This is a genomic window from Streptomyces sp. B6B3, assembly GCF_039871525.1.
GTDB lineage: Bacteria > Actinomycetota > Actinomycetes > Streptomycetales > Streptomycetaceae > Streptomyces.
This window is the reverse complement of record NZ_JBDPLU010000009.1, coordinates 168,952-192,070: the sequence shown is the minus strand read 5'-3', so window position 1 is coordinate 192,070 and position 23,119 is coordinate 168,952. Positions and strand designations below refer to the sequence as shown.

20 protein-coding genes, 1 tRNA gene and 1 pseudogene are annotated in these 23,119 nt (G+C 72.9%); 15 read left to right on the top strand and 7 right to left on the bottom strand.

Annotated elements, in window-relative coordinates; genetic code table 11:
• Nucleotides 1-58: 58 nt before the first annotated feature.
• Nucleotides 59-601, bottom strand: a complete 543-nt coding sequence (locus ABGB06_RS20410) for a hypothetical protein (protein WP_347591394.1) — start codon at nucleotides 599-601, stop codon at nucleotides 59-61.
• Nucleotides 602-852: 251 nt separating this feature from the next.
• Between ABGB06_RS20410 and ABGB06_RS20405 the strand changes: the two genes are divergently transcribed.
• From ABGB06_RS20405 to ABGB06_RS20395, 3 genes are all read left to right on the top strand, one after another.
• Nucleotides 853-2,166, top strand: coding sequence for an extracellular solute-binding protein (locus ABGB06_RS20405; RefSeq protein WP_347591392.1), 1,314 nt, complete (start codon nucleotides 853-855; stop codon nucleotides 2,164-2,166).
• Entirely contained in the window at nucleotides 2,156-3,274 is a 1,119-nt protein-coding gene (locus ABGB06_RS20400) for a sugar ABC transporter permease (protein ID WP_347591390.1), read from the top strand. The genes ABGB06_RS20405 and ABGB06_RS20400 overlap by 11 nt, the downstream gene beginning before the upstream one ends.
• A 62-nt stretch (nucleotides 3,275-3,336) precedes the next feature.
• Nucleotides 3,337-4,104 carry a carbohydrate ABC transporter permease gene (locus tag ABGB06_RS20395; RefSeq protein ID WP_347591616.1) on the top strand — a complete coding sequence of 256 codons (768 nt, stop codon included), beginning with the start codon at nucleotides 3,337-3,339 and terminating at the stop codon, nucleotides 4,102-4,104.
• A 134-nt stretch (nucleotides 4,105-4,238) separates the two neighbouring features.
• Here the strand turns inward: ABGB06_RS20395 and ABGB06_RS20390 are convergent, their stop codons facing one another.
• Both ABGB06_RS20390 and ABGB06_RS20385 read right to left on the bottom strand, forming a co-directional pair.
• Complete coding sequence (locus tag ABGB06_RS20390; RefSeq protein WP_347591388.1) at nucleotides 4,239-5,375, bottom strand: serpin family protein; 1,137 nt, start codon at nucleotides 5,373-5,375, stop codon at nucleotides 4,239-4,241.
• Nucleotides 5,372-5,887, bottom strand: a complete 516-nt coding sequence (locus tag ABGB06_RS20385) for an Rrf2 family transcriptional regulator (protein ID WP_347591615.1) — start codon at nucleotides 5,885-5,887, stop codon at nucleotides 5,372-5,374. The genes ABGB06_RS20390 and ABGB06_RS20385 overlap by 4 nt, the downstream gene beginning before the upstream one ends.
• A 110-nt stretch (nucleotides 5,888-5,997) precedes the next feature.
• On the opposite strand from ABGB06_RS20385, the gene ABGB06_RS20380 reads away from it, so the two are divergent.
• Nucleotides 5,998-6,744 (top strand): NAD(P)H-binding protein, encoded by a 747-nt coding sequence (locus ABGB06_RS20380; protein ID WP_347591386.1) that lies wholly within the window; start codon nucleotides 5,998-6,000, stop codon nucleotides 6,742-6,744.
• A gap of 33 nt (nucleotides 6,745-6,777) precedes the next feature.
• Here ABGB06_RS20380 and ABGB06_RS20375 read toward each other — a convergent pair whose 3' ends face one another.
• Complete coding sequence (locus ABGB06_RS20375; RefSeq protein ID WP_347591384.1) at nucleotides 6,778-7,656, bottom strand: hypothetical protein; 879 nt, start codon at nucleotides 7,654-7,656, stop codon at nucleotides 6,778-6,780.
• Between the two features lie 108 nt (nucleotides 7,657-7,764).
• On the opposite strand from ABGB06_RS20375, the gene ABGB06_RS20370 reads away from it, so the two are divergent.
• Nucleotides 7,765-8,109, top strand: coding sequence for a chorismate mutase (locus ABGB06_RS20370; RefSeq protein WP_347591382.1), 345 nt, complete (start codon nucleotides 7,765-7,767; stop codon nucleotides 8,107-8,109).
• 46 nt (nucleotides 8,110-8,155) lie between these two features.
• Here ABGB06_RS20370 and ABGB06_RS20365 read toward each other — a convergent pair.
• A pseudogene (locus ABGB06_RS20365) lies at nucleotides 8,156-9,016 on the bottom strand (chitinase); the annotation flags it as partial.
• Nucleotides 9,017-9,340: 324 nt separating this feature from the next.
• On the opposite strand from ABGB06_RS20365, the gene pepN reads away from it, so the two are divergent.
• Nucleotides 9,341-11,854, top strand: a complete 2,514-nt coding sequence (gene pepN, locus ABGB06_RS20360; protein WP_347591380.1) for an aminopeptidase N — start codon at nucleotides 9,341-9,343, stop codon at nucleotides 11,852-11,854.
• A gap of 30 nt (nucleotides 11,855-11,884) precedes the next feature.
• Here the strand turns inward: pepN and ABGB06_RS20355 are convergent, their stop codons facing one another.
• Entirely contained in the window at nucleotides 11,885-12,529 is a 645-nt protein-coding gene (locus ABGB06_RS20355) for an NAD(P)H-binding protein (protein ID WP_347591378.1), read from the bottom strand.
• Nucleotides 12,530-12,672: 143 nt separating this feature from the next.
• On the opposite strand from ABGB06_RS20355, the gene ABGB06_RS20350 reads away from it, so the two are divergent.
• From ABGB06_RS20350 to ABGB06_RS20320, 7 genes are all read left to right on the top strand, one after another.
• Nucleotides 12,673-13,089: a helix-turn-helix domain-containing protein gene (locus tag ABGB06_RS20350; RefSeq protein ID WP_347591376.1), complete on the top strand. Its 417-nt coding sequence runs from the start codon at nucleotides 12,673-12,675 to the stop codon at nucleotides 13,087-13,089.
• Nucleotides 13,090-13,237: 148 nt separating this feature from the next.
• Nucleotides 13,238-14,695, top strand: coding sequence for a pyridoxal-dependent decarboxylase (locus tag ABGB06_RS20345; protein WP_347591374.1), 1,458 nt, complete (start codon nucleotides 13,238-13,240; stop codon nucleotides 14,693-14,695).
• A complete protein-coding gene (locus ABGB06_RS20340; protein WP_347591372.1) occupies nucleotides 14,682-16,097 on the top strand; it encodes a SidA/IucD/PvdA family monooxygenase in 1,416 nt (471 codons plus the stop codon). The genes ABGB06_RS20345 and ABGB06_RS20340 overlap by 14 nt, the downstream gene beginning before the upstream one ends.
• An 87-nt stretch (nucleotides 16,098-16,184) precedes the next feature.
• On the top strand, nucleotides 16,185-17,618 hold the full coding sequence (gene pyk, locus ABGB06_RS20335; RefSeq protein WP_347591370.1) for a pyruvate kinase: 1,434 nt from the start codon (nucleotides 16,185-16,187) through the stop codon (nucleotides 17,616-17,618).
• A 153-nt stretch (nucleotides 17,619-17,771) separates the two neighbouring features.
• The gene (locus ABGB06_RS20330) at nucleotides 17,772-18,947 is read left to right on the top strand and encodes a Gfo/Idh/MocA family oxidoreductase (protein ID WP_347591368.1); all 1,176 of its coding nucleotides are present in this window, start codon (nucleotides 17,772-17,774) and stop codon (nucleotides 18,945-18,947) included.
• Between the two features lie 12 nt (nucleotides 18,948-18,959).
• Entirely contained in the window at nucleotides 18,960-19,907 is a 948-nt protein-coding gene (locus ABGB06_RS20325) for a PmoA family protein (protein WP_347591366.1), read from the top strand.
• A gap of 14 nt (nucleotides 19,908-19,921) precedes the next feature.
• Nucleotides 19,922-20,683 (top strand): cupin domain-containing protein, encoded by a 762-nt coding sequence (locus tag ABGB06_RS20320; RefSeq protein ID WP_347591364.1) that lies wholly within the window; start codon nucleotides 19,922-19,924, stop codon nucleotides 20,681-20,683.
• A gap of 81 nt (nucleotides 20,684-20,764) precedes the next feature.
• Here the strand turns inward: ABGB06_RS20320 and ABGB06_RS20315 are convergent.
• A tRNA-Leu gene (locus tag ABGB06_RS20315) sits at nucleotides 20,765-20,839 on the bottom strand.
• A gap of 96 nt (nucleotides 20,840-20,935) precedes the next feature.
• On the opposite strand from ABGB06_RS20315, the gene ABGB06_RS20310 reads away from it, so the two are divergent.
• Both ABGB06_RS20310 and ABGB06_RS20305 read left to right on the top strand, forming a co-directional pair.
• Nucleotides 20,936-21,604, top strand: coding sequence for a response regulator (locus ABGB06_RS20310; RefSeq protein ID WP_347591362.1), 669 nt, complete (start codon nucleotides 20,936-20,938; stop codon nucleotides 21,602-21,604).
• Between the two features lie 290 nt (nucleotides 21,605-21,894).
• A complete protein-coding gene (locus ABGB06_RS20305) occupies nucleotides 21,895-23,028 on the top strand; it encodes a branched-chain amino acid ABC transporter substrate-binding protein (protein ID WP_347591360.1) in 1,134 nt (377 codons plus the stop codon).
• The last annotated feature ends 91 nt before the right edge of the window (nucleotides 23,029-23,119 follow it).

The window sequence follows — 23,119 nt, the reverse complement described above, 5'->3', positions numbered from 1 at the left end:
CGACCCCGCCCCCACGCCGGGCGGGCGCCACGCCTCATCGCCGCGCCTCAGCGGCGCGTCACTTCGGCTCGCGCGTCAGTTCCTCGCCGGTGCCCGCGTCCACGATCGCGCGGTCACCGAGGTCGGAGCCCAGCGACAGGTCCACCTCCTCCAGCATCAGCTGGTCGGTGCAGACGTCGGCCTCGGGGTCCGGCTCGGTCCAGGCCCCGACGATCACCAGGTCGTCGGTCTCCTCCAGCCAGGCGCCCCAGTCCAGATCGCAGGCCCCGCGGCCCACCGTCACCGTGATCTCCTGGTCGGCGGGTCCGGCGTCCGAGGTCAGCCCGAGCTGGGCGTCGTCCCGGTCCGGCGCGACGCCCGACACGTCGGGCCACTGCGTGGCGATCTGCTCGGCCCGTTGGCCGAACTGCTCCTCCGTCATGGTCAGTGCCGCGTCGTCGGACTGCCCGCCGTCGTTCCCGCCACCGTTCCCGCCGCCGGTTCCGGCGCTGCTTCCCGCGCCGTTGCCCCCGGCTCCGCCGCCGTCCGAGGTCTCCTCGCCGCATCCGGCCAGCAGCAGGCCGACCACGGCCACCAGTGGGACGATCGCACGCCTGTTCATGGCTGCTCCTTTGGTCCTTTGGCTCGTTCCGTCCTTGGCTCGCTCCGGAAGCGCATGTGGATGTGACGGAGCGCACCGGCGACGGGTTCCCGTCCGGGCCGGCCACGGGCCTGGTCCGGCGCTTCGAGACGGCAGTGGTCTACACCACAATCGGTGCCGTTCCGTGATGTCGCGACCTGGCTCGTCTGAGCCCGCGCTGCCACAATCGACGCTCAGTCGGGCTCATTGATCTAGACCAGGAGGGGACCGGCATGCCGCTTTCACCAGGGGGTCACCATCCCCGTCGCCGCACGCGCCGCGCTCTCGCCGCCGCGGCCACGCTCTCCCTCGGCGTCGGCCTGCTGACCGCCTGCGGAGGGGACGACGGCGGTGACGGCGACAGCGAGTCGCTCGACCTGTGGATCATGGAGGGGACCAACCCCGACGCCGACCCCTATGTCGACGACCTCAAGGCGGCGTTCAGGGAGCAGACCGGCGCCGAGCTGAACGTCGAGTTCGTCCAGTGGGCCGACGCGCACGACCGGATCACCCGGGCGATGGCCGCCGACGAGCTGCCGGACGTGGCCGAGATCGGCAGCACGTGGGCCGCCGAGTTCGGCGCCGCCGGTGCGCTGGCCGACCTCTCGGAGAGCATCGAGGCCGACGGCCTCGGCGACGACCTCGTGCCCGCCCTCCAGGAGGCGGGGACCGTGGACGGCGCGATGTACGGGATGCCCTGGTACGCCGGCACCCGCTCGCTGATGTACCGCGCCGACATCTTCGAGGAGCACGGCCTGGAGCCGCCCACCACCTGGGACGAACTGCGCGACGTGGCGCTGGAGCTGAAGGACCTGGAGCCGGACATGATCCCGTTCCCGGTGATCGGCGGCGGCGAGTACAGCGTGGACGCGTTCATCTGGGGCGCCGGCGGCGACATCGCCGAGCAGACCGACGAGGGCGAGTGGCAGGCCACCATCAACGAACCGGCCGCCGTCGAGGGCATCGAGTTCTACACCTCACTGGCCACCGAGGACGACCTTTCGGTGGCGGCGGCCAACACCTGGGACGAGGTGGACCAGCTCCAGTCGTTCCAGGACGGCGAGTCCGCCATGGTGATCAACGGCAACTGGACGGTCGCCACGCTGCTGGACGCCGACCCGGCCTGGGAGGACCAGGTCGGCGTCGTGCCGATCCCCGGCCAGGAGGAGGGTTACAGCCCGTCCTTCGTCGGCGGCTCGCTGCTCGGCGACTTCAACAGCGACGACCCCGAGCTGTCCTGGGAGCTCATCAAGCTGATGAGCACCGGCGAGCTCGCCACCCAGTGGGCCGACTCCTCCGGCTACTTCCCCGGCCAGGCATCCGCCCTGGACGAGGTGCGGACGCAGGAGGACCCGCTGGTCACGCCGTTCGCCACGCAGATGGCCGAGGCCGGCGCCAGCGTCCCGGTGACCGAGCACTACGGCACCATCCAGGGCGAGCAGGTCACCCTGCAGATGCTCCAGGCGATCCTGTCCGGCGAGAAGAACGTGCAGCAGGCCGCCGACGACGCGGCGGCGGCGATGGATGAGACCTTTGGTGGCAGCTGATCCCGAGGACCGGGGCGCCTCTGGCCGGGAAGGCCCGGGCGCCCCGGAACCCGTCACCGTCTCTCCCGCACCACCCCGCGAGGGCCAGGAAACGGGACCCGGCGCGGTCACCCTGGCCGGCGACGAGCGGAAGCTCGCCAAGGAGGACACGGCCGCCGGGCCCGAAGAGACCTCGCGGGTCCTCAGGGCCTGCATGGGCGCCGTCCGCGCGGTCGGCGCCCGCCGCTGGCGCCCGTGGCTGCTGCTCGCCCCCGCGCTCGGCGTGCTCGCCGTGCTGCTGCTCTGGCCGATGGTCCAGGTCGGCATGCTGTCCTTCCAGGACTACGGGCTGCGGGAGATCAACACCGGCGAGTCCAACTACAACGGCCTGGACAACTACCAGGAGATCCTCGGCGACTCCTTCCTCTGGGACACCGTGCTGCTCAACACGGTGCTGTTCGCCGCCTCCTGCGTCGTGCTCACCGTCATCGTCGGCACCCTGGTCGCGCTGCTGCTGGAACGCCTCGGCAGGGTCTGGCGGACGATCTGCTCGACCGTGATCATGATGGCCTGGGCGATGCCCGCCGTCACCGGCACCTACGTGTGGATCTGGATCTTCGACCCGCTCAACGGGGCGGTCAGCGGCGGCCTGGACGGCCTCGGGCTGATCGAGCCGCGGGAGACCAACTGGTTCGCCGACCGGTGGTCGTTCTACGCCATCGCCACCCTCAACGTGGTGCACCACAGCTTCCCGTTCGTCGCCGTCACGGTGTTCGCCGGGCTGCTCACCATCCCCAAGGAACTGCCCGAGGCCGCGCTGGTGGACGGCGCGAACGGCTGGCAGCGGTTCTGGAAGATCACGGTGCCGACCATCAAGCCGATCTTCATGGTGGTCACCATCCTGTCCACCATCTGGGACTTCAAGGTCTTCGCGCAGATCTACCTGATGCCGGGGGGCGCCGGCTCCAATCCGGACGTGCTCAACCTCGGCGTGTGGTCCTACATCCGGTCCTTCAACCAGAACGAGTACGGCATGGGCTCGGCCATCGCGGTGCTGCTCACCCTGCTGCTGCTCGTCATCACGGTGGTGTACGTGCGGGCGCTGTTCAAGGAGAGAGACGAGCTGTGAGCCGGACGACCCAGACCACGACGGCCGGCCGCGTCGGCCTGGCGGCCGGCGTCACGGCGCTGATGCTGTTCACGCTCTTCCCGGTCTACTGGATGGTCAGCTCGGCCTTCGACCCGGGGGCCGACCACCGCGGCTCCGCGGTGCTGCCCGAGGGCCTCACGCTGGAGCACTTCAGATACGTCTTCGGCACCGGCGAGTTCGGCGGCTATCTGCTCAACTCCCTGCTGGTGGGCCTCGGCACGGTGCTGCTGTCCGGGCTGCTCGCGCTCTTCGCCGCGGTCGCCGTGGCCCGCTTCGCGTTCCGGATGCGCACCACGGTGCTGGTGCTGATCCTGGTGGTGCAGATGGTGCCGCTGGAGGCGCTGGTCATCCCGCTCTTCCTGCAGATGCGCGATCTGGACCTGTTGAACAGCCTGCTCGGCCTGACGATCGTCTACCTGGCGTTCTCGCTGCCCTTCGCGATCTGGACGCTGCGCGGCTTCGTGGCCGCGGTGCCGAAGGAGGTCGAGGAGGCGGCCTACCTGGACGGCTGCGGCTGGTGGCGGATGTTCCGGTCCGTGCTGCTGCCGCTGGTGGCGCCAGGCCTGGTGGCGACGAGCGTGTTCGCGTTCATCGTCGCCTGGAACGAGTTCGTCTTCGCGGTCACCTTCCTCCAGGACGACGAGAAGTACACGGCGGCCGTCGGGCTGCACCGCTTCTTCGGCCAGTACGAGACGGAGTGGGGCGCGGTCATGGCCGGCTCCACGCTGATCACCCTCCCCGTGCTGATCTTCTTCGTCATCGTCCAACGCCGCCTGGCCGGCGGCCTGGCCGCCGGCGCGATTCGCTAGCGCTGTGCTTCCGCGGCGCCCCGGCCCACGCCGGGGCGCCGCGGCGACGCCCGCGTACGTCCCCGTGTGCGAGGGCGACCCGCCGGGGTCCGGGGCATCGCGCGCCCGCTCGTCGTCGGCCCGTCCCGGCGTGATCAGCCGGCGGCGGGGGCCGACGCCTGCCAGGCGGTGAAGAGCGGGACCGTGCCGCTGCCGTCCAGCACCACCACGCCGAACGGCCGGTCGAACCGCACGGCGTGCACCCGCCTCGGCCGGTACGCCGAACCCGCCCGCATGGCCACCGCCGTGACCGCCGCCGCCTCCACCCCGCGCTCCGCGACCCGCAGCACGCACTCCTGCACCACCTCGCTGATCCGCAGCGGCTCGGGCGACAGCCGGGAGAAGTCCGCGGCCCGGGTACCCGCCGTCCGCATGCCGAGCGCCCGCAGTCGCGGCAGCAGATCCTCGCTGCCGCGCAGGGCCAGCCGGGGCAGCGCGAGGACCACCTGCTCCGCGTCGAGGCCGGTGCGCCGTTCGGGACCCGCCCAGGCCGCCGGCAGCACCCGGCCGGCCGGCGCGCCCTCCGGGCCCAGCACGAACCGGACCACCGCCGGAAGGCCGCCGGTCTCCGTGGCACAGCGCAGTTGCACCACCTCCACCGGCTCGTCGCCGCCCGCCGCCGGCGCCCGCCACGCGTCGCCGAGCGGGACCGAACCGTGCATCGTCGGCACCGCGTGCGCGACGCCGGCCGCGTCCGTGAACGGCCGGTCGTGGGTGCTCGACCCCTCGAAGGGCGTCTCCCAGCGGGCCTTCAGCAGCAGCGCGTTGACCAGCACCAGCAGGGTGTCGGCGGCCACCCGGACCGGCAGCCGCTCGATCAGGCCGTCCGTCGCGTCGCGGACCCACGCGTCGATCGCCTCCGGCTCCTGGAGCGGCCCGAACCCGATGTCCGGCAGCGACTCCCGGAACGCGCGGTAGACCGGCACCCGCGACCACACGCCCGTGGCCACGCCCAGCGCGTCCGTTCCGGCCAGCTCGCGGGCCACCCCGGTGGCCGCCGCCGCGGCCTCCTCGCCCGCCACGCCCAGCAGCGCCCGCAGCTCGTCCGCGGTGTCGCCCTCGGCGCCGGCCGCCACCGCGGCCAGCGCCAGCCACAGCCCGGCGGGGGAGTGGACGACGTCCGACGCCGCGTCCCGCTGTTCGGCCAACCACCGCTCGGCGAGGGCCCGCACCGCCCCGCCGTGCTCGACCAGCGTCCCCGACTCCCCGCCGGTCACGTCCGCGTCCGTCACGTCCCCGTCTCCTCTCGTGTCCCGCGCCCGGTCGGGTGCGGGTCGTCAGCGCGCAGCCAGCTGCCGACGCCGGTCAGCGCGTCGGGCCCGCTGCCGGACTCCACCCGCTCGGCGAGGTCCGCGATGGTGACGGACCGCAGCGCGGCCCGGCGTGCCGACTCGGCCGTCGCCATCGCCTCGGCGATCGGGCAGGGCGCCGTGCAGGCCTCGGCCGGGGTCGCCAACGGGCCGCGCTGCCGGATCTCCGTGCAGACGAACGCCGGATCCGGCCCGTCGACGGCCTCGACGACGTCGAGCAGGGTGATCGTCTCCGGCGGGCGGGTCAGCACGTAGCCGCCCGACTTCCCCTGCACCGCCTGCACGAGCCCGGCGCGGGAGAGCGCCTGGAGCTGTTTGGCCAGGTAGGTGGGTGACACGTCGTGCAGTTGGGCCAGGCGGACGGCCGGCACCGGTTCGGCCACGGAGGTCAGCACCACACAGCAGTGCAGCGCCCATTCCACTCCCCCAGACATCTTCACCCGTTCACTCTAACCACGGAGGCGCGGTTGACTCGGACAGGTATTGTCCGAGTATCCTGCTGCCCGCGAAGCGGACGACGTCCGCCCCGGACCGAGGAGAGCGCATGAGAATCGCAGTCATCGGCGGCACCGGCCTGATCGGCTCGCAGGTCGTGCGCGACCTCACCGCGGCCGGGCACGAGGCCGTGCCGCACGCCCTGTCGACCGGGGTGGACGTCATCACGGGGAAGGGCCTCGACGACGCCGTCGCCGGCGCGGACGTCGTCGTCAACCTCACGAACTCCCCGACCTTCGACGACGCGTCGCCCGACTTCTTCCGGACGTCGATGGACCACATCCTCGCCGCGAGCGCCGGCGCGGGCGTCGGGCACGTCGTCGTCCTCTCCATCGTCGGCGTCGACCAGGTGCCCGAGCTGGTCTACTACCGGGCCAAGCTGCTCCAGGAGGACGCGCTGCGGAACGGCCCCGTCGCGTACTCGATCGTGCGGGTCACGCAGTTCATGGAGTTCGTCAACGCGGTGATGTCCTGGACCGCCGACGGCGAGACCGTGCGCCTGCCGCGGACGCCGATCCAGCCGATCGCCGCGGCCGACGTGGCGGCCGCCGTCGCGGAGGTCGCCGCGGGCCCGCCGCTGAACGGCGTTCGCAACGTCGCGGGTCCCGACGTCTATCCGCTCGACGAGCTCGGCAGGATCACCCTGACCGCCAGGGCGGACGGGCGCTCCGTGGTCACCGACGACACCGCGGGAATGTTCGCCGAGGTCAGGGGCGACGTCCTCACCGCGCCGGACGACGCCCGCATCGCGCCCACGACGTACCGCGACTGGCTCGCCGCCGCCCGCCCGGCCTGAGCCACCCGGCGCCGGCCGGCCCGGCGGCCGGGGTCACGTGTCGCAGTCCAGCACCGTGCCGCACCGGCCGCAGCGGGCCCGCAGCCGGCCGCGGACGGGCAGCCGCAGCCGCCCGCAGCACACCGGACAGTCGAACGTCACGTGGGCCGGCCCGCCCGCGGCGCCCGGCTCGAACGCGTACGACGCGCCGCCGGCCGGGGCCTCGGCCCGCAGCGCGAGCGTCCGCCGCGCGGCGTACCCGGCCCGGGCGGCGGGACCGGCCGCCGCCAGCGGCGGCCGGCCGGCGTCCCGCGCGGCCAGCGCCCGCCCCCGGCCGTACGCCTCGTACGCCTGGGGGCTGGTGAACCACACCCGCGGGTCCTCGCCGAACGCGTCGGCTCGTTTGGCCAGCACGTACCCGAACTCCTCCGGCGTGAGGTAGCCGAGCCGCTGGGTGGACAGCGCGTCCTCGCGGAAGGCGTCGAGCAGCAGCCAGCCCGCGCCCAGATAGCTGGCCGCGGTGTCGGTGAGCACCTCGTTCTCCTCGGTGTCCGGCACCGACAGCCCGGCCCGGTGCAGGAAGACGTGGGTCATCTCGTGCGCCAGCACCGCCCCGAGGTCCCGCCGCTCGCCGGCGAACCGCTCGTGCAGGTCGACCGCGTAGCCGGGCCCCTCGGCCAGCTCCACCCAGGCCGCCTCCGCCATGGCCAGGAACCGCACCGAGACCGGGGCCGGCGGGAGCCCCAGATGCTCCGCCATGACCCGGACGATCCGCCGCACCGCCGCCGCCGGATCCTCGTCCTCGTCCCACGCCACCTGGGCCGGCAGCACGCTCACCGCGAAGCCGCGCACCCGGTCGCCGCCCAGGCCCCGGTACAGCCTGGCGAGCGCGTCCCGCACCAGTTCCAGCCGCGGGAACGGCGGCGCGGTCACGGTCGGCGGCCCGCCGCACTCAGGCCGGACCTCGCCCGGCGGCGGCGAACCGCTGTCCAGGTGGTGACCTCGGCCGTCACGATCACTCCCGCAGCATAAGCTGGTCACATGAACAGCGGCCCCGGTAACGCCATCGACGGCCTCGACGAGGGCGTGCGCGCCGAGCTGGTCCAGCTCCGCGACAGCATCGACAACATCGACGCCGCCGTCGTCCACATGCTCGCCGAGCGCTTCAAGTGCACCCAGCGCGTCGGCCGGCTCAAGGCGGTCCACCAGCTCCCGGCGGCCGACCCGGCCAGGGAGGCCCGGCAGATCACCCGGCTGCGCCAGCTCGCGGAGAGCGCCAAGCTCGACCCGGCGTTCGCCGAGAAGCTGCTGAACTTCATCATCGCCGAGGTGATCAGGCACCACGAGACGCTGGCGAGCACGGCCACGGGCCGGCCCCCCGAATGACGGGGCGCGGCCGGCCCGTCGGCCGGCGCCGCGGCCGGCCGCGGCCTCAGCTGCCGGTGTAGCGCGCGAAGACGCTGGTGAACTCCCAGTCGGTCTGGTCCACGCCGGAGCACGAGTCCGTGGCGCCGCCGGTGCAGGGGCGGTCGCGGTTGACCGACCAGAAGGTCAGCCGCGCGATCTGGTGCTCCTGCGCGTAGGCGAGCATCGTCTCGAAGTCCGCCACGGTGATGGTCTCGCCGACGTCGGTGGTGCCGTTCATCGAGGAGATGCCCATCATGCTGTAGGCCTCCTCCGCCGAGTAGCCGTAGGCCGCCATCAGCGCCGACCTGAGGCCCTCGGCGGCGCCGACCGAGAGGTCGCCCATGTTCTGGCCGTTACCGCCGAAGTTGAACGGCATGATGGTCCAGGCGTCCACGGTCAGCCCGGCCGCCGCGGCCCGGTCGATCAGGCTGGTGTCGGGGCCGCTCTGGCCGGTGCCGATGGTGACGTAGACCTCGAGGCCCGGGTTGTTCGCCTTCACGGTGGACAGCGCGTCCACCGTGCGCTGCTGGGTGGCGGGGTCGTCGTACGCCTCCGCCTCCAGGTCGATGTCGATGGCCGTCAGGCCGAAGGCGTCGATGACCGTCTGGTAGGCCGCGGCCAGTTCCGCCGCGGTGGCGCAGGAGCTCTCCAGCTTGTTGCCGCTCCAGCCGCCGAAGGACGGCACGACGTCGCCGCCCGCGGCCCGGACGGCGTTGATGGTCTGCTCGTCCACGCCGCCGGTGAGCGGGCGGGAGCCGTCCCACCGCGGGGTGCAGTAGCCGTTGCTGAGGACGAACGCGAGGGTGAAGTTCCGTACCCCGGTCGCGTTCATCACCGTGGTCGGGTCCGGCGGGTCGCCCCAGCCGTTGTAGAGGTACGGGGCGACGCCCAGGGTGGCGTGGGGGGTGGGGGCCGCTGTGGGGGTCGGGGCCGGAGCGGCCGCCGCGGTACCGAGGATGCCCAGGGAGGACAGCGCGATGAGCGTGCCGAGGATCCGGCGACGTTGTGGGGATCGCAAGGGAATCACATCCAGGTTGACAGGGCTGACAACGGCCGCCGGAATACGCCGGCCATTGGTACAGACCTCGTTCTTAGGAGTGAACACGTCAACCGTCAAGGTCTACACCACTGTTCCGGAACCGGGACGCCGTTCCGGGCCACGGGTGCCCCGGCCCATCGCGGCCGGCCGCGCTGTTGCACCATGGAGCCCATGGCGATCCTGACCCGCGACGAAGCGGAAGCCCGTGCCCGGCTCATCGAGGTGCACCACTACGCCGTCGAACTCGACGTCACCGGCGGCGCCGACACCTTCGCGTCGTGGACCACCATCCGGTTCACCGCCCGGGAGGCCGGCGACACCTTCGTCGAGGTGCTCCCCGTCACCCTGCGCGCGGCCACGCTGGACGGCGCCGAGCTCGACCCCGGGACGCTCGTCGACGGCCGGCTTCCGCTGACCGGTCTCGCCGCGGGCGCGCACGAGCTGCGGGTCACCGCCGACATGGCCTACTCGCACACGGGGGAGGGGATCCACCGTTTCACCGACCCGGCCGACGGCCTCACCTACCTCTACTCCATGTGCTGCCTGTCCGACGGGCCGCGGGTCTTCGCCGCCTTCGACCAGCCCGACCTCAAGGCCAGGTTCGACGTCACCGTCGTCGCCCCCGAGGAGTGGACGGTGCTGGGCAACGGCGTCGCCACCCGGGTCCCCGACCAGCCGGGCCACTGGCGCTGCGCCACCACCCCGCCCATCAGCAGCTACCTGGTCGCCGTCGCCGCGGGCCCGTACCACTCGGTGCGCACCGAGCACGCGGGGCTGCCCTTCGGCCTCCACGTGCGCCGCTCGCTGGCCGAGCACCTGGACAAGGACGCCGAGGAGATCCTCGACATCACCCGGCGCTGCTTCGACCGCTACCACCAGGTCTTCGACGAGCCCTACCCGTTCGACTCCTACGACCAGGCGTTCGTGCCGGAGTTCAACTACGGCGCCATGGAGAACCCCGGGCTCGTCACCTTCCGCGAGGAGTTCGTCTTCCGCTCCGCCGTCACCGAGGCCGAGCGGGAGGTGCGCGGCACCGTCATCGCCCACGAGATGGCCCACATGTGGTTCGGGGACCTGGTCACCCTGCGCTGGTGGGACGACGTCTGGCTGAACGAGTCGTTCGCCGAGTACATGGGGTACCAGATCCTCACCGAGGCCACCGACTACCAGCCCTGGACCGATTTCGCCGTGATGCGCAAGCCCTGGGGCTACGAGGCCGACCAGCGTCCCTCCACCCACCCCGTGGCGCCGGCGCCCGAGGACGTCCCGGACACCGCGTCCGCCTGGCTCAACTTCGACGGCATCTCCTACGCCAAGGGCGCCTCGGCGCTCCGTCAACTCGTCGCCTGGCTCGGCGAGGAGACCTTCCTGGCCGGCGTCAACCTGCACTTCGCCCGGCACCGGTTCGGCAACGCCACGCTCGCCGACTTCATCGGCGCCATGGCCGACGCGTCGGGCCGCGACGTGCCCGCCTGGGCCGACTCCTGGCTGCGCACCGCGGGCCCGGACACGCTCACCCCGGAGATCGCGGACGGCGGCGACGCGGCCACGGCGGGCTGGCGGCTGCGCCTGGCGCACGCCGGCGGCCGCCCGCACCGGCTGCGCCTCGGCGCGTACGACGTCGCGCCCGACGACCGCACCAGGGTGGTCGTGCGCGAGCGGCGCGAGCTCGAACTGGCCGCCGACGAGTCCACGACCACGCACGACTTCCCGGGAGCGCGCCCCGACCTGCTGATCGTCAACGACGGCGACCTCAGCTACGCCAGGGTCCGGCTGGACGCCGGCTCCTGGGACACCGCCCGACGCGCCGTGTCCTCGCTCCCCGAACCGCTGAGCCGCACGGTGGTGTGGAACGCGGCCCGCGACATGGTGCGGGAGGGCGCGCTGGCCCCGGCCGACTACCTGGAGGCGGTCCGCGACTCGCTGGCCAGGGAGCCCGGCATCCCCCTGATCCAGGGCGTCTTCGGCTTCGCCCGGGGACACATCGCCGACCGCTACCTCGACCCGGCCCAGCGACCGGCGGCGCTGGCCGGGCTCGGCGCCGTGGCGCGCGAACTGCTGGTGCCCGACGCCGCACCCGACCGCCGGCTGGTCGCCGCCCGGGCGCTCATCGACAACGCCACCGAACCGGGCGAGATCCGCGACTGGTGGCGGGCCGGCACCGTGCCCGGAGGCCCGGAGCTGGACAACGAGCTGCGCTGGCGGCTTCTGCACCGCCTCGCCGTGCTGGGCGCCACCACGACGGAGGAGATCCGGGCCGAGGCGGAGCGCGACCCCAGCTCCATCGGGGAGGAGGGCGCCGCCCGCTGCCGCGCCGCGCTGCCCGACGAGGCCGCCAAGGCGGAGGCCTGGGAGGCCATGTTCGACCCGGCCGACCGGCTCTCCAACTACCTCTTCACCGCCACCGCCCAGGGCTTCTGGCAGCACGAGCAGCGCGCGCTGCTCGCCCCCTACCTGCCCCGGTTCTTCCCGGCCGCCGTCGAGTTGGCCGCCCGCCGCGGGCACGCCCTGGCCCAGGCGGGGACCCGGTACGCCTTCCCGCTGCCGTTCACCGAGCAGGAGACGCTCCGGCTCGCCGAGGAGTGCCTGGCCGGCGACGCCCCGACCGCCGCGCTCCGCCGTGGCCTCGCCGACCAGCTCGACGACCTGCGCCGCGCGCTCCGGGTGCGGGCCCAGTGGGGGTGAGCCGGCGCACGTCGCCGCGCGGGCGGGCGTTCAGTCCGCGGTGAGGGCCAGGTGCGTGCGGTGGTGCCGCGGCGTCTCGATCTCGTCGAGCAGCGCCACCGCGAAGTCCTGGTAGCTGATCCGGCTCGCCAGGTCCCCGGCCTCGGCGACGCGGTAGCGTCCGGTGCGCTCCCCGTCGTGGTCGAAGTCGCCGGCGGGGCTGGCGTAGAGCCAGTCCACGTCGGCGCCCTCGGCCCGCAGGAGCTCCAGACCGGCGCCGTGCGCCAGGCAGAACGGCCGGGCCTCCGCGGGGATCCCGGCGGAGTCGAGCAACGGCGTGCCCGCGCCGTCGGCGAGCAGCGCCGAGAGCCCGACCACGACCAGCCGGCGCACGCCGGGCCGCCGCGCCGCGGCCAGCAGCGCGCGGGACGAGGCCGTGAAGAACGCGTCCGGATCCGTGCCGGCGCCGTAGACCGCCGCCGCCGAGACGATCACGTCCCGGCCGTCGGCCGCCGCCGCGACGCCGGCCGGGTCGGTGGCGTCGCCCGCCACCACCCGGACCCCGTCGGCCGCCAACCCGGGGTGGCCCGCCGGGTCCCGCACCACGGCGGTCACCTCGTGCCCGCGCCGTCGCCCCTCCGCCACCAGCCGCCGCCCGGCCCGACCACCCGCGCCGAACACCACGATCCCGCTCATCGCTCACACTCCTCGCGTCGGGCCGGCCCCGGCGGCCGGCCACCCGCGGACGCTAACCGGGCGACCGGTTACCTCCCGGATACCGCCCGGGACCCGGCACCTCGCCATTCCCGCCCCCTCCGGGCGCGACCTATCGTGGGCTCATGAGGCAGACGGACGCGACGCGTTCACGCAGAAAGCCCCTCGACGCGGACATGTTCGACGAGGCGTGCCCCTCCTCCCTCGTTCCGATCCGCTTCGGCGACAAGTGGGCGGCCCTGGTCATCCGGTGCCTGGAGAGCGGGCCCCGCCGCTTCTCGGAACTCCGGGTGCCGCTGCGCCGGGTCACGCCCAAGGTGCTCACCGGCTCGCTCCGCGCGCTGGAGCGCGACGGGTTGGTCAGCCGGACCGTGCATCCGGGACCCATGCCGCACGTCGAGTACGAGCTCACCCCGCTCGGCCGCAGCCTCCTGGAACCGATGGAGGCCGCCTGCCTCTGGGCCAGCGAGCACTGGGAGGAGTTGCTCGACGCCCGCGAGGCGTACGAGGGCACCGGGAGCGACGCCTCGGCCGCCTCCTGAAGCCTCCCTGGTCACACGCTCCCCATCGTTCACTCGTTCGGGCGAAGCGTGTGCCACCACTCCGTCAACATGCCTATCTTTGACGTAACTTGGGGCGCGTAGTCGTCATCGGCCTCACCCCATCACCCGCTCGAGAGAGGCTGCCGTCATGCCCGCCCCGCCCGATCCCGGCCTGCTCGCGGGTGGCGCCGGAGGCCCGCGGGCCCTGCGCCCGCTGCTCGACGTCGTGCTCGCCGCGCTCGCCGACGGCGCCGCAGCCCGGGGCGGCCCGTTGCCGCCGGGCGGACCCGACGCCGTCGCCCGCCGTGTCGCCGCGTTGGGCCCGTTCCTGCCCGAGCAGGGCGTCGGCGGCGAGGCCGCGCTCCGCGAGCAGATCGAGGCGCTCGCCGAGGGCGCCGCCGATCCGGCCGACCCGCACTGCGTGGCGCATCTGCACTGCCCGCCGCTGGCCCTCGCCGCCGCCGCCGACCTGGCCGCCAGCGCGCTCAACCCCTCCCTCGACTCCTGGGACCAGGCCCCGGCGGCCTCCGTCCTGGAGGAGCGACTGACCCGCGAGCTCGCCGCCCTCGTGCACCCGCGAGGACCGGCGCCCGACGCCCTGGTCACCACCGGCGGCACCGAGTCGAACCTGCTGGGCGCGCTGCTCGCCCGCGAGGCGCACGGCATCCGACTCACCGTGATCTGCGGCGCCAACGCCCACCACAGCGTGCACCGCGCGACGTGGCTGCTGGGCCTGCCCGAGCCCGTCGTGCTGCCCACCCCGCGGGGCGTGCTCGACGCCGCCGGCGTCCGCGCCGCGCTGGCCGGCCTGCCGGCCGACTCCCCGGCCCTGGTGGTGGCCACCGCCGGCACCACCGACACCGGCGCCGTCGACCCGCTGGTGCCGCTCGCCGACGCGGTCGCCGACCGCCGCGCCACCGGCCGGCCCACCGCCCTGCACGTCGACGCGGCCTACGGCGGCCCGCTGCTGTTCAGCGACGCCCTGGCCGCCCGGCTCGCCGGCCTGGACCGCGCCGACACCGTCGCCCTCGACCTGCACAAGCTGGGCTGGCAGCCGGCCGCGGCCGGCCTGCTCACCGTCCCCGACGCGGCCACCCTCCGCCCCCTGGACCACAGCGCCGACTATCTCAACGCGGAGGACGACACCGCGGCCGGCCTGCCCGACCTGTTGGGCCGCTCGCTGCGCACCACCCGCCGCCCCGACGTGCTGAAGATCGCCGTCACCCTGCGGGCGCTCGGCCGCGCCGGGCTCGGCGCCCTCGTCGACGCGACGTGCGCCGCCGCCGAGGAGTTGGCCGATCTGGTCGCCGCCGAGCCGTGCCTGCGGCTGCACGCCCGACCCACCATCAGCACCGTGCTGTTCCGCCCCACCGGCGCCGACGACCCGCAGGTCGCCGCCATCCGCCGCCGGCTGCTCGCCGACGGCCGCGCGGTGCTCGGCCGGGCCACGGCCCACGACCCGGCCGATCCGGAGGGCCCGCCGGTGCTCTGGCTCAAGGCCACCCTGCTGAACCCGCACGCCCAGGCCAGCGACCTGGCCGCGCTCGTCAAGCTCGTCCTCGACCACGCGCACCATGGAGAGGTCCCCGCCCATGACCGCCGCTGAGCCAGGCACCACGCCCGAGCAGCCGCTCGACCTCCTCGGCGTCGGCATCGGCCCGGCCAACCTCTCGCTCGCCGCGCTCGCCCACCCGCTGCCGGACCTGACCACCGCGTGCTTCGAGCGGCGCCCGGCGTTCCACTGGCACCCCGGACTGCTCATCGACGGCACCACGCTCCAGGTGCCGTTCCTCGCCGACCTGGTCACCCTCGTCGACCCGACCAGCGAGTGGAGCTTCCTCAACTACCTGCGGCACACCGAGCGGCTGTTCCCCTTCTACTTCGCCGAGCGGTTCCACAGCCCGCGCGCGGAGTACGACGCGTACTGCCGCTGGGTCAGCGAGCGGCTGCCCGGGCTGCGCTTCCGGCACGAGGTGGACGCCGTCCGGTGGAACCCGGAGCCGGCGGTCTTCGAGGTCGACGTCACCGGACCCGATGACGAGGGGGCCGCCGACACCCGGGTGTACGCGCGGCACCTGGCCATCGGCATCGGCACCGCCCCGCACGTGCCCGAGCCGCTGCGGTCGCTGGCCAGGGTCGCCACCTCGCCCGTGGTGCACTCGGCCGACTACCTCGACCACCGGGAACGCCTCCTGGCCGCCGAGCACGTCACCGTCGTCGGTTCGGGGCAGTCGGGCGCCGAGATCTTCCTCGACCTGCTGCGCCACCGGCCGCCGGGCCGCGAGCGGCTGCACTGGCTCGCCCGCACCCCCGCGTTCGCCCCCATGGAGTACAGCAAGCTGGGCCTGGAGCACTTCACCCCCGACTACACGCGGTACTTCCACGCCCTCCCCGAGCCGGTCAGGGACCAGCTCGTGGCGCGCCAGTGGCAGCTGCACAAGGCGATCGACCACGACACCCTCGCCGCCATCCACGACGAGCTCTACCGGCGCTCCGTCGGCGGCGGCTGGCCCGACGCCGTGCTCACCCCCGGCGTCGCCGTCCGGACCGCGGGCCGGGTCGGCACCACCCGGATCGAGCTCCACCTGGACCACGCCGAACAGGGCGAGCGCAGCCGCCTGGTCACCGACGCCGTGGTGCTCGCCACCGGATACCGGGAGCGGCCGCTCGCCCCGCTGCTGGCCGCGCTCGACCCGCGCCGGGACGCCGCCGGCCGTCCGGTCGTCGACGCCCGGTACCGGCTGGCACTCGCCCCCGAGATCACCGGCACCGTCTTCGTGCAGAACGCGGAGCGCCACACCCACGGCGTGGGCGCCCCCGATCTCGGCCTGATCGCGCACCGCAGCGCCACCATCCTGAACACGCTCACCGGCGAGGAGCGCTATCCGCTGCCCGAGCGGTCCGCGTTCACCACGTTCGGACTGCGCCGGGACACCGGCGAGCGGCGGGGACCGAGAGAGCCGCGGGTGCCCGCTCAGCTCAAAGGAGCGAGTTTGCGCTCATTCTGAGAATTGTCGGTGCCTATTTAAATCCGGGTCTCCCGCTCGTCACTTTCGGATAGCTCTCTACTCAGTGGTAACTCCTAGGGTTGCCGTATGCGTCGAGCAAAAATCGTCTGCACACTTGGGCCTGCGACTGACTCATATGAGCGCATCGCGGACCTGGTCGAGGCGGGTATGGATGTCGCCCGCCTCAACCTCAGCCATGGCAGCCACCGCGAGCACGAGTTGCGGTACCAGCGGGTGCGCCGCGCCGCCCAGGAAAAAGGGCGCAGCATCGGAATTCTCGCGGACCTCCAGGGGCCCAAGATCCGGCTCGGCAGCTTCCAGGAAGGACCCGTCCTCCTCGAACGCGGGGACGAATTCGTCATCACCACCGCCGAGGTTCCCGGCGACCAGCACCGTTGTGGAACCACGTATTCCGGACTCGCCGGTGACGTGGCGCCGGGCGAGCGCATTCTCATCGACGACGGCCGCGTCGCGCTCGACGTCACCGCCGTGGACGGCTCGGAGGTGCACACCCGGGTCGTCGAGGGCGGCCTGGTCTCCGACCACAAGGGCATCAATCTGCCGGGCGTCGCGGTCTCCGTCCCGGCGCTCTCCACCAAGGACATCGAGGACCTGCGCTGGGCGCTGCGCACCGGCGTGGACATCATCGCCCTCTCCTTCGTGCGCAGCGGCGACGACATCAAGGACGTGCACCGGGTGATGGCCGAGGAGGGCCGCTTCCTCCCGGTGATCGCCAAGATCGAGAAGCCGCAGGCCGAGGAGAACCTCCAGGACATCGTCGGCGCCTTCGACGGGATCATGGTCGCCCGTGGTGACCTCGGCGTCGAGGTGCCGCTGGAGGCCGTGCCGATGGTGCAGAAGCGCGCGGTCAAGCTCGCCAAGCGGAACGCCAAGCCGGTCATCGTCGCGACCCAGATGCTGGAGTCGATGATCGAGTCCTCCCGGCCGACCCGCGCCGAGGCGTCCGATGTCGCGAACGCCGTCATGGACGGCACCGACGCGGTGATGCTCTCCGGCGAGACCAGCGTCGGCCGGTATCCGGTCGAGACGGTCCGCACCATGAGCCGGATCGTGGTCGCCGCCGAGGAGGACATGCTCTCCCGCGGCCTGTCGCCGTTGACCGAGAGCAGCAAGCCCCGCACCCAGGGCGGGGCGGTGGCCCGGGCCGCCGCCGAGATCGGCGACTTCCTGGGCGCCGAGTTGCTCGTCGCCTTCACCCAGAGCGGCGACACCGCCCGCCGGCTCTCCCGGTACCGGTCGCCGATCCCGGTGGTCGCCTTCACGCCCGACCCCGCCACGCACGCACAGCTCACCCTCACCTGGGGCGTGGAGACCTATCTGGTGCCCACCGTCCAGACCACGGACGAGATGGTCGCGCAGATGGACGAGCAGTTGCTGCGGCTCGGCCGGTGCCGCAAGGGCGGCATCGTGGTGATGACCGCGGGTTCGCCGCCGGCCACGCCCGGCACCACCAATCTCGTCCGGGTGCACCACGTGGGCGAGGACGACTCCCCGAGCTGAGCGCCGTCCCGCGCGCCCCGTTCCCAGAGGGCCGGCCCGTCCGTCGGGCCGGCCCCCTCTTGTCATGCCAGGGCGTCGCGTGATTGGCTTCGGACGACCGGAACGAAAGCGCTTACTGCGGCGCCCTGCCACCGCAGCCTGGAGTCGCACCGCATGGCTGACCCCGCACCGTCGACCACCCGCGTCCGCGCCGCCGTCGTCGGCACCGGAGGCATCGTCACCCACGCCCACCTGCCCGCGCTCGCCGCCCACGCCGCCGAGGTCGAACTCGTCGGGGCCGTGGACGTCGACGACGGGCGGCTCGCCGCCTTCCAGGCGGCCGCCGCCGAGGCCGGGTTCGACGGCGACGCGGGGCCGGTCGCCGGCTACCGGGAGCTGGCCACGATGCTGGCCGAACAGCGGCCCGACCTGGTGCTGATCGGCACCCCGCCCAACCTGCACCACGAGCAGACGCTGGCCGCGCTGAGCGCCGGCGCCTGGGTCTGGTGCGAGAAGCCGCTGTGCCTCTCCCTCGCCGAGTTCGACGAGATCGCCGACGCGGAGAAGTCCTCGGGGGCGTTCGCCTCGGTGGTCTTCCAGCACCGCTTCGGCTCCGGCGCGGTGCACGCCCGCGAGCTGATCTCCTCGGGTGAGCTGGGCCGGCCACACGTCGCGCACTGCCAGACCACCTGGTACCGGGACGCCGCGTACTACAAGGTCCCGTGGCGCGGCCGGTGGAGCACCGAGGGCGGCGGCCCCACCATGGGCCACGGCATCCACCAGACCGACCTGCTGCTGCACCTGCTCGGGGACTGGTCCGAGGTCCGCGCCCTCACCGCCCGGCTGGTCCACGACGTGGAGAGCGAGGACGTGGCCACCGCGCTGGTGCGCTTCGCCAACGGCGCGGTGGCCACCGTGGTCAACAGCGTGATATCGCCCCAGCAGGTCAGCCGGATCCGGATCGACTGCGCCGAGGCCACCGTGGAGCTGACCCACCTCTACGGCCACCGCAACGAGGACTGGGTCTACACCCCGCGCCCCGGCCTCGACGACGAGGCACGCGTCGCCCGCTGGCGCACCCCCGCGTCCGATCTGCCCAGCTCGCACGCGGCGCAGTTGGCCAGCCTGCTCGCCGCGTTCCGGCAGGGCGCCCGCCCGTCGAGCAGCGGCGCGGACGCCCGGCGCACCCTGGAGTTCAACGCCGCCCTGTACAAGGCGGCGTTCACCGGCCGGACGGTGCGGGCCGGCGAGATCACCTCAGGAGACCCCTACTACGCCGCCATGCACGGCGACCACCCCGACTGGGCGCCGCCGGCGCCCGAGCCGACGCAGGCACCCACCGGCAGTTGAGGAGACCGAGCAGTGACCGCGCAGCTCACCGCCACCCACACGCACGGCGAGCGCATCACCGTCGCCGCCGACGGCACCGAGATCCTGACGTACGTCTACCGCCCCGACCCGGAGGCCTTCGAGTCCCGTAAGCCCTACGCCCATCCGGTGCGCACCCTCGCCGGCAACCTGGTCACCGGCTACCGGCCCAACGACCACCGGTGGCACAAGGGCGTGCAGATGACCGCCAGCCACGTCTCCGGACAGAACTTCTGGGGCGGCAACTCGTACCTCAACCCCGACGTCGGCTACCAGCGGGTCGAGGAGCGGGTCGGCTCCATGCGGCACGACGGCTTCCCGCGCATCGAGGCGCCCGCGCCCGACGGCGACCGGGTGGCGATCGCCGAGGACCTCACCTGGCTCAACCACGGCGGCGAGGAGTGGGCCAGGGAGTCCCGCACCGTCACCATCCACTCCGTGGAGCCCGCCGAGGGCGCGTGGGCCCTGGACTGGTCCATCCACCTCACGAACGTCCGCGGCGAGGCGCTGCACTTCGGCAGCCCCACCACCGCGGGGCGGGAGATGGCCGGCTACACGGGCCTGCACTGGCGCGGCCCGCGGGACTTCGCCGGCGGCCAGGTGGTGACCCCCGCCGGGCCCAGCACCGACGAGGAGACCATGGGCACCCCCGTCGCCGACGCCCCCTGGCTCGGGTTCACGGCGGAGCGAGACGACGTCGACGCGCACACCACCCTCGTCTTCGCGCACGCCCCGGAGAACCTGGGGGAGACCGCGATCCACCCCTCGCACTGGTTCGTCCGCTCCGGCGCGACGCCGACCGTGGCCTTCTCGTGGGCCTTCTTCGAGGAGTTCGCGTTGGCCCCCGAGGAGTCCTTCGCCTTCCGCTACCGCATCGTGGTGGCCGACGGCGCCTGGGACGCCGCCCGTATCGAGAACCACCTCAAGAATCACCCCTGGTAACAAGGACGCACGGTATGACCCTGGACAACCCGCTCCCCGGCGCGGTGGGACTCTCCCACATCAGCGCCTACGACTGGCTCGCGACCGACGGCGTCTGCGGCGGCAGCCCGCACATCCACCTGGCGTGCACCGAGGCGTACGTCGTCACCGCAGGGGAGGGGGCCGTGCAGACCCTCACCCCGGCCGGCTACACCGAGACCCCGCTGCGGCCCGGCGTGGTCGCGTGGTTCACCCCCGGCACCATCCACCGGATGGTCAACGGCGGGGACCTGAAGATCACCGTCCTGATGCAGAACAGCGGCCTGCCCGAGGCGGGCGACGCCGTCTTCACCTTCCCGCCCGAGGTGCTCGCCGACCCGGAGCGGTACGCCGCCGCCGCGGCCCTGCCGGGCCGGGAGGGGCCGGAGGTGGAGGAGCCGGCCCGGCGCCGCCGCGACCTGGCGGTACAGGGCTACCTGACCCTGCGCGAGGCCGTGCGGTCCGGCGACACGGAACCGCTCCGCGCCTTCTACGCGGCGGCCGCCCGGCTGGTCGGCCCGCGGGTCCCGACCTGGCGCGAACGCTGGCGGGCCGGACCGCTCGCGGCGGCCGAGGCCACCGCGCGGCATCTGGACGGGCTCGCGGCGGGCGACGCGGGACATCTGTGGGAGGCGGCGCTGCACACCTCCGGACCCACCCGCGAGGCGGGCTACGGGATGTGTGGCCGGCGGCAGGAGTACGAGATTCCGGGAGCCACCCTGCCCGGCGACGGGCCGCGCGACGGGAAGACGGGATAGCGCGGGGCGAATTCCACCGTTTCCATCGCGCGGATACCGGCTATCGAGATACCGGCTTCACCTTGGAATCGTAGCTGTAAGTGCCCCGGGTGGGACTCGAACCCACACTGTATGCTGTTTGAGAGCATCGCCTCATGCCAATTGGGCTACCGGGGCTTTCGAATCCAAGGCTCACGGCTTCTCCGTGTCCCCTAGCGTACCTCAGCTGGGTACCCTCGATGGTGCCCAGCCCGGCACATACCGAGGAGCAACGTGAGCACCCCCGACGTCCCCGACGAGAACCCCGCTCCGGCCGAGGCCGGAGACGACAGCGCTCATGTCCCGCCGCACACCACCCGCGTCGTCATCGCGGAGGACGAGGCGCTGATCCGGCTCGACCTGAAGGAGATGCTGGAGGAGGAGGGCTACACGGTCGTCGGGGAGGCGGGAGACGGCGAGCGCGCCGTGGAGCTGGCCCGGGAGCTGGGCCCCGACCTGGTGATCCTCGACGTGAAGATGCCGGTGATGGACGGCATCTCGGCGGCCGAGAAGATCGCCGCCGAGAACATCGCCCCGGTGCTGATGCTGACCGCGTTCTCCCAGCGCGACCTGGTGGAGCGGGCCAGGGACGCCGGGGCCATGGCGTACCTCGTGAAGCCGTTCAGCAAGAGCGACGTGGTGCCCGCCATCGAGATCGCCGTCTCGCGGTTCAACGAGCTCAGGACGCTGAGCGCCGAGGTCGCCGACCTCGCCCAGCGGCTGGAGACCAGGAAGCTCGTGGACCGCGCCAAGAGTGTCCTGCAGACGCAGTACGGGCTGACCGAGCCCGCCGCGTTCCGATGGATCCAGAAGACCTCCATGGACCGCCGCCTGTCGATGCATCAGGTGGCCGAGGCGGTCATCCAGGACGCCGCCGAGAAGAAGCAGCAGAAGCAGAAATAGCCGGCGCCGGGCGTCCGATTTCGGCGTCCCCCGAGATGGGCCCGGGTTGAGTCGATCTTGGCCGGATCGTCCGCTCACCGGTTGGTCGTGTTCTGTTTCCGGCATGTGGCGGAGGTCACGAGGCGATCACAACTGTCGCCGCGGCGTGTCTGTGGAGCGCGCGGGGCAATAGATTCCGCTGCACGCCGCACCCGTGTGCCGTGGTTCGCATGTGTGTGCATGTGAACTGTGCGGCGACGACATGACTGGGCCCGCTCCAGGGGGTTTTCGAAGTGTTCAACAAAACCATCGTGAGGCTCGCGATACCCGTCGCCGCCAGCACGCTCCTGCTCACCGGCTGCGGAGGTGGGGGAGGTGACGGAAGCATCAAAATCGGCTTCCAGGGTCCGCTTTCGGGCGATAACGTCGGGCTTGGCGAGAACATGGAGCGCGGTATTCAGCTCGCCATCCAGGAGGCCAATGCCTCCGGCGAGTACGACTTCGAGCTCGAGTACTTCCCGGCCGACGACGGCGGCGTGGAGGGGCAGGCCAACACCGCGGCGCAGCTCGCCATCGACGACACCAGCGTCGTCGCGGTGATCGGCCCGGCCTTCTCCGGCCCGGCCAACGTGGCCGCCCCGCTCTACGGCGAGGCCGGCCTCACCGCGATCTCCAGCTCGGCGACCGACCCCACGCTGACCCAGCAGGAGTTCCCGACCTTCCTGCGCGCGGTGCCCAACGACAACGCCCAGGGCGCCGCCATGGCCGAGTTCCTGTCCACCCAGGAGGGCGTCGAGTCGGTCATGGTGATCGACGACGTCACCGCCTACGGCGAGGGCCTGGCCGGTGTCGCCGAGTCCAGCCTGCGGGACGCCGGGCTCAACGTGCAGCGGGAGAGCGTTCCCGACGACACCGTGGACTACGGCAGCGCGGCGAGGACCGTGGTGGACTCCGGCGTGGACGCCGTGATCTACGCGGGCTACTACGCCGACCTCGGGCCGTTCGCCACCCGGCTCGACGAGGCCGGCTACGACGGCATCGGCATCTCCGGTGACGGCTCGAACGACAGCGAGTTCGTCAACCTGGCGGGCGACGCGGCCGAGGGCTGGTACCTGACCTGCCCGTGCACGGACGCCAACGAGAACGCCGCCACCGAGGAGTTCGCCCAGCGGTACCAGGAGGAGTACGACGTCGCTCCCGGCACCTACTCGGCCGAGTCCTACGACGTGGCGAACATGATCATCGAGCAGATCGCCGAACTCGGGGGCGACCCGTCCCGCGAGGAGCTGTACGAGGCCCTGGCCGGTGCCGAGTACGAGGGGCTGACCAAGACGTTCAGCTTCGACGACACCGGCGAGTTCGAGAACGAGGCCATCTACTTCTACCAGGTCGAGGGCGGCGAGATCGGCTACCTCGGCGAGACCAGCGAGGTGGCTGGCAGCTAGGGCGACCCGACTTCGGCGGCCGGTGTGGGCGCACCACACCGGCCGCGTCGCCCCGTGCGCCACCCGCTCGTTCCCACAAGGAAGTCAGTCC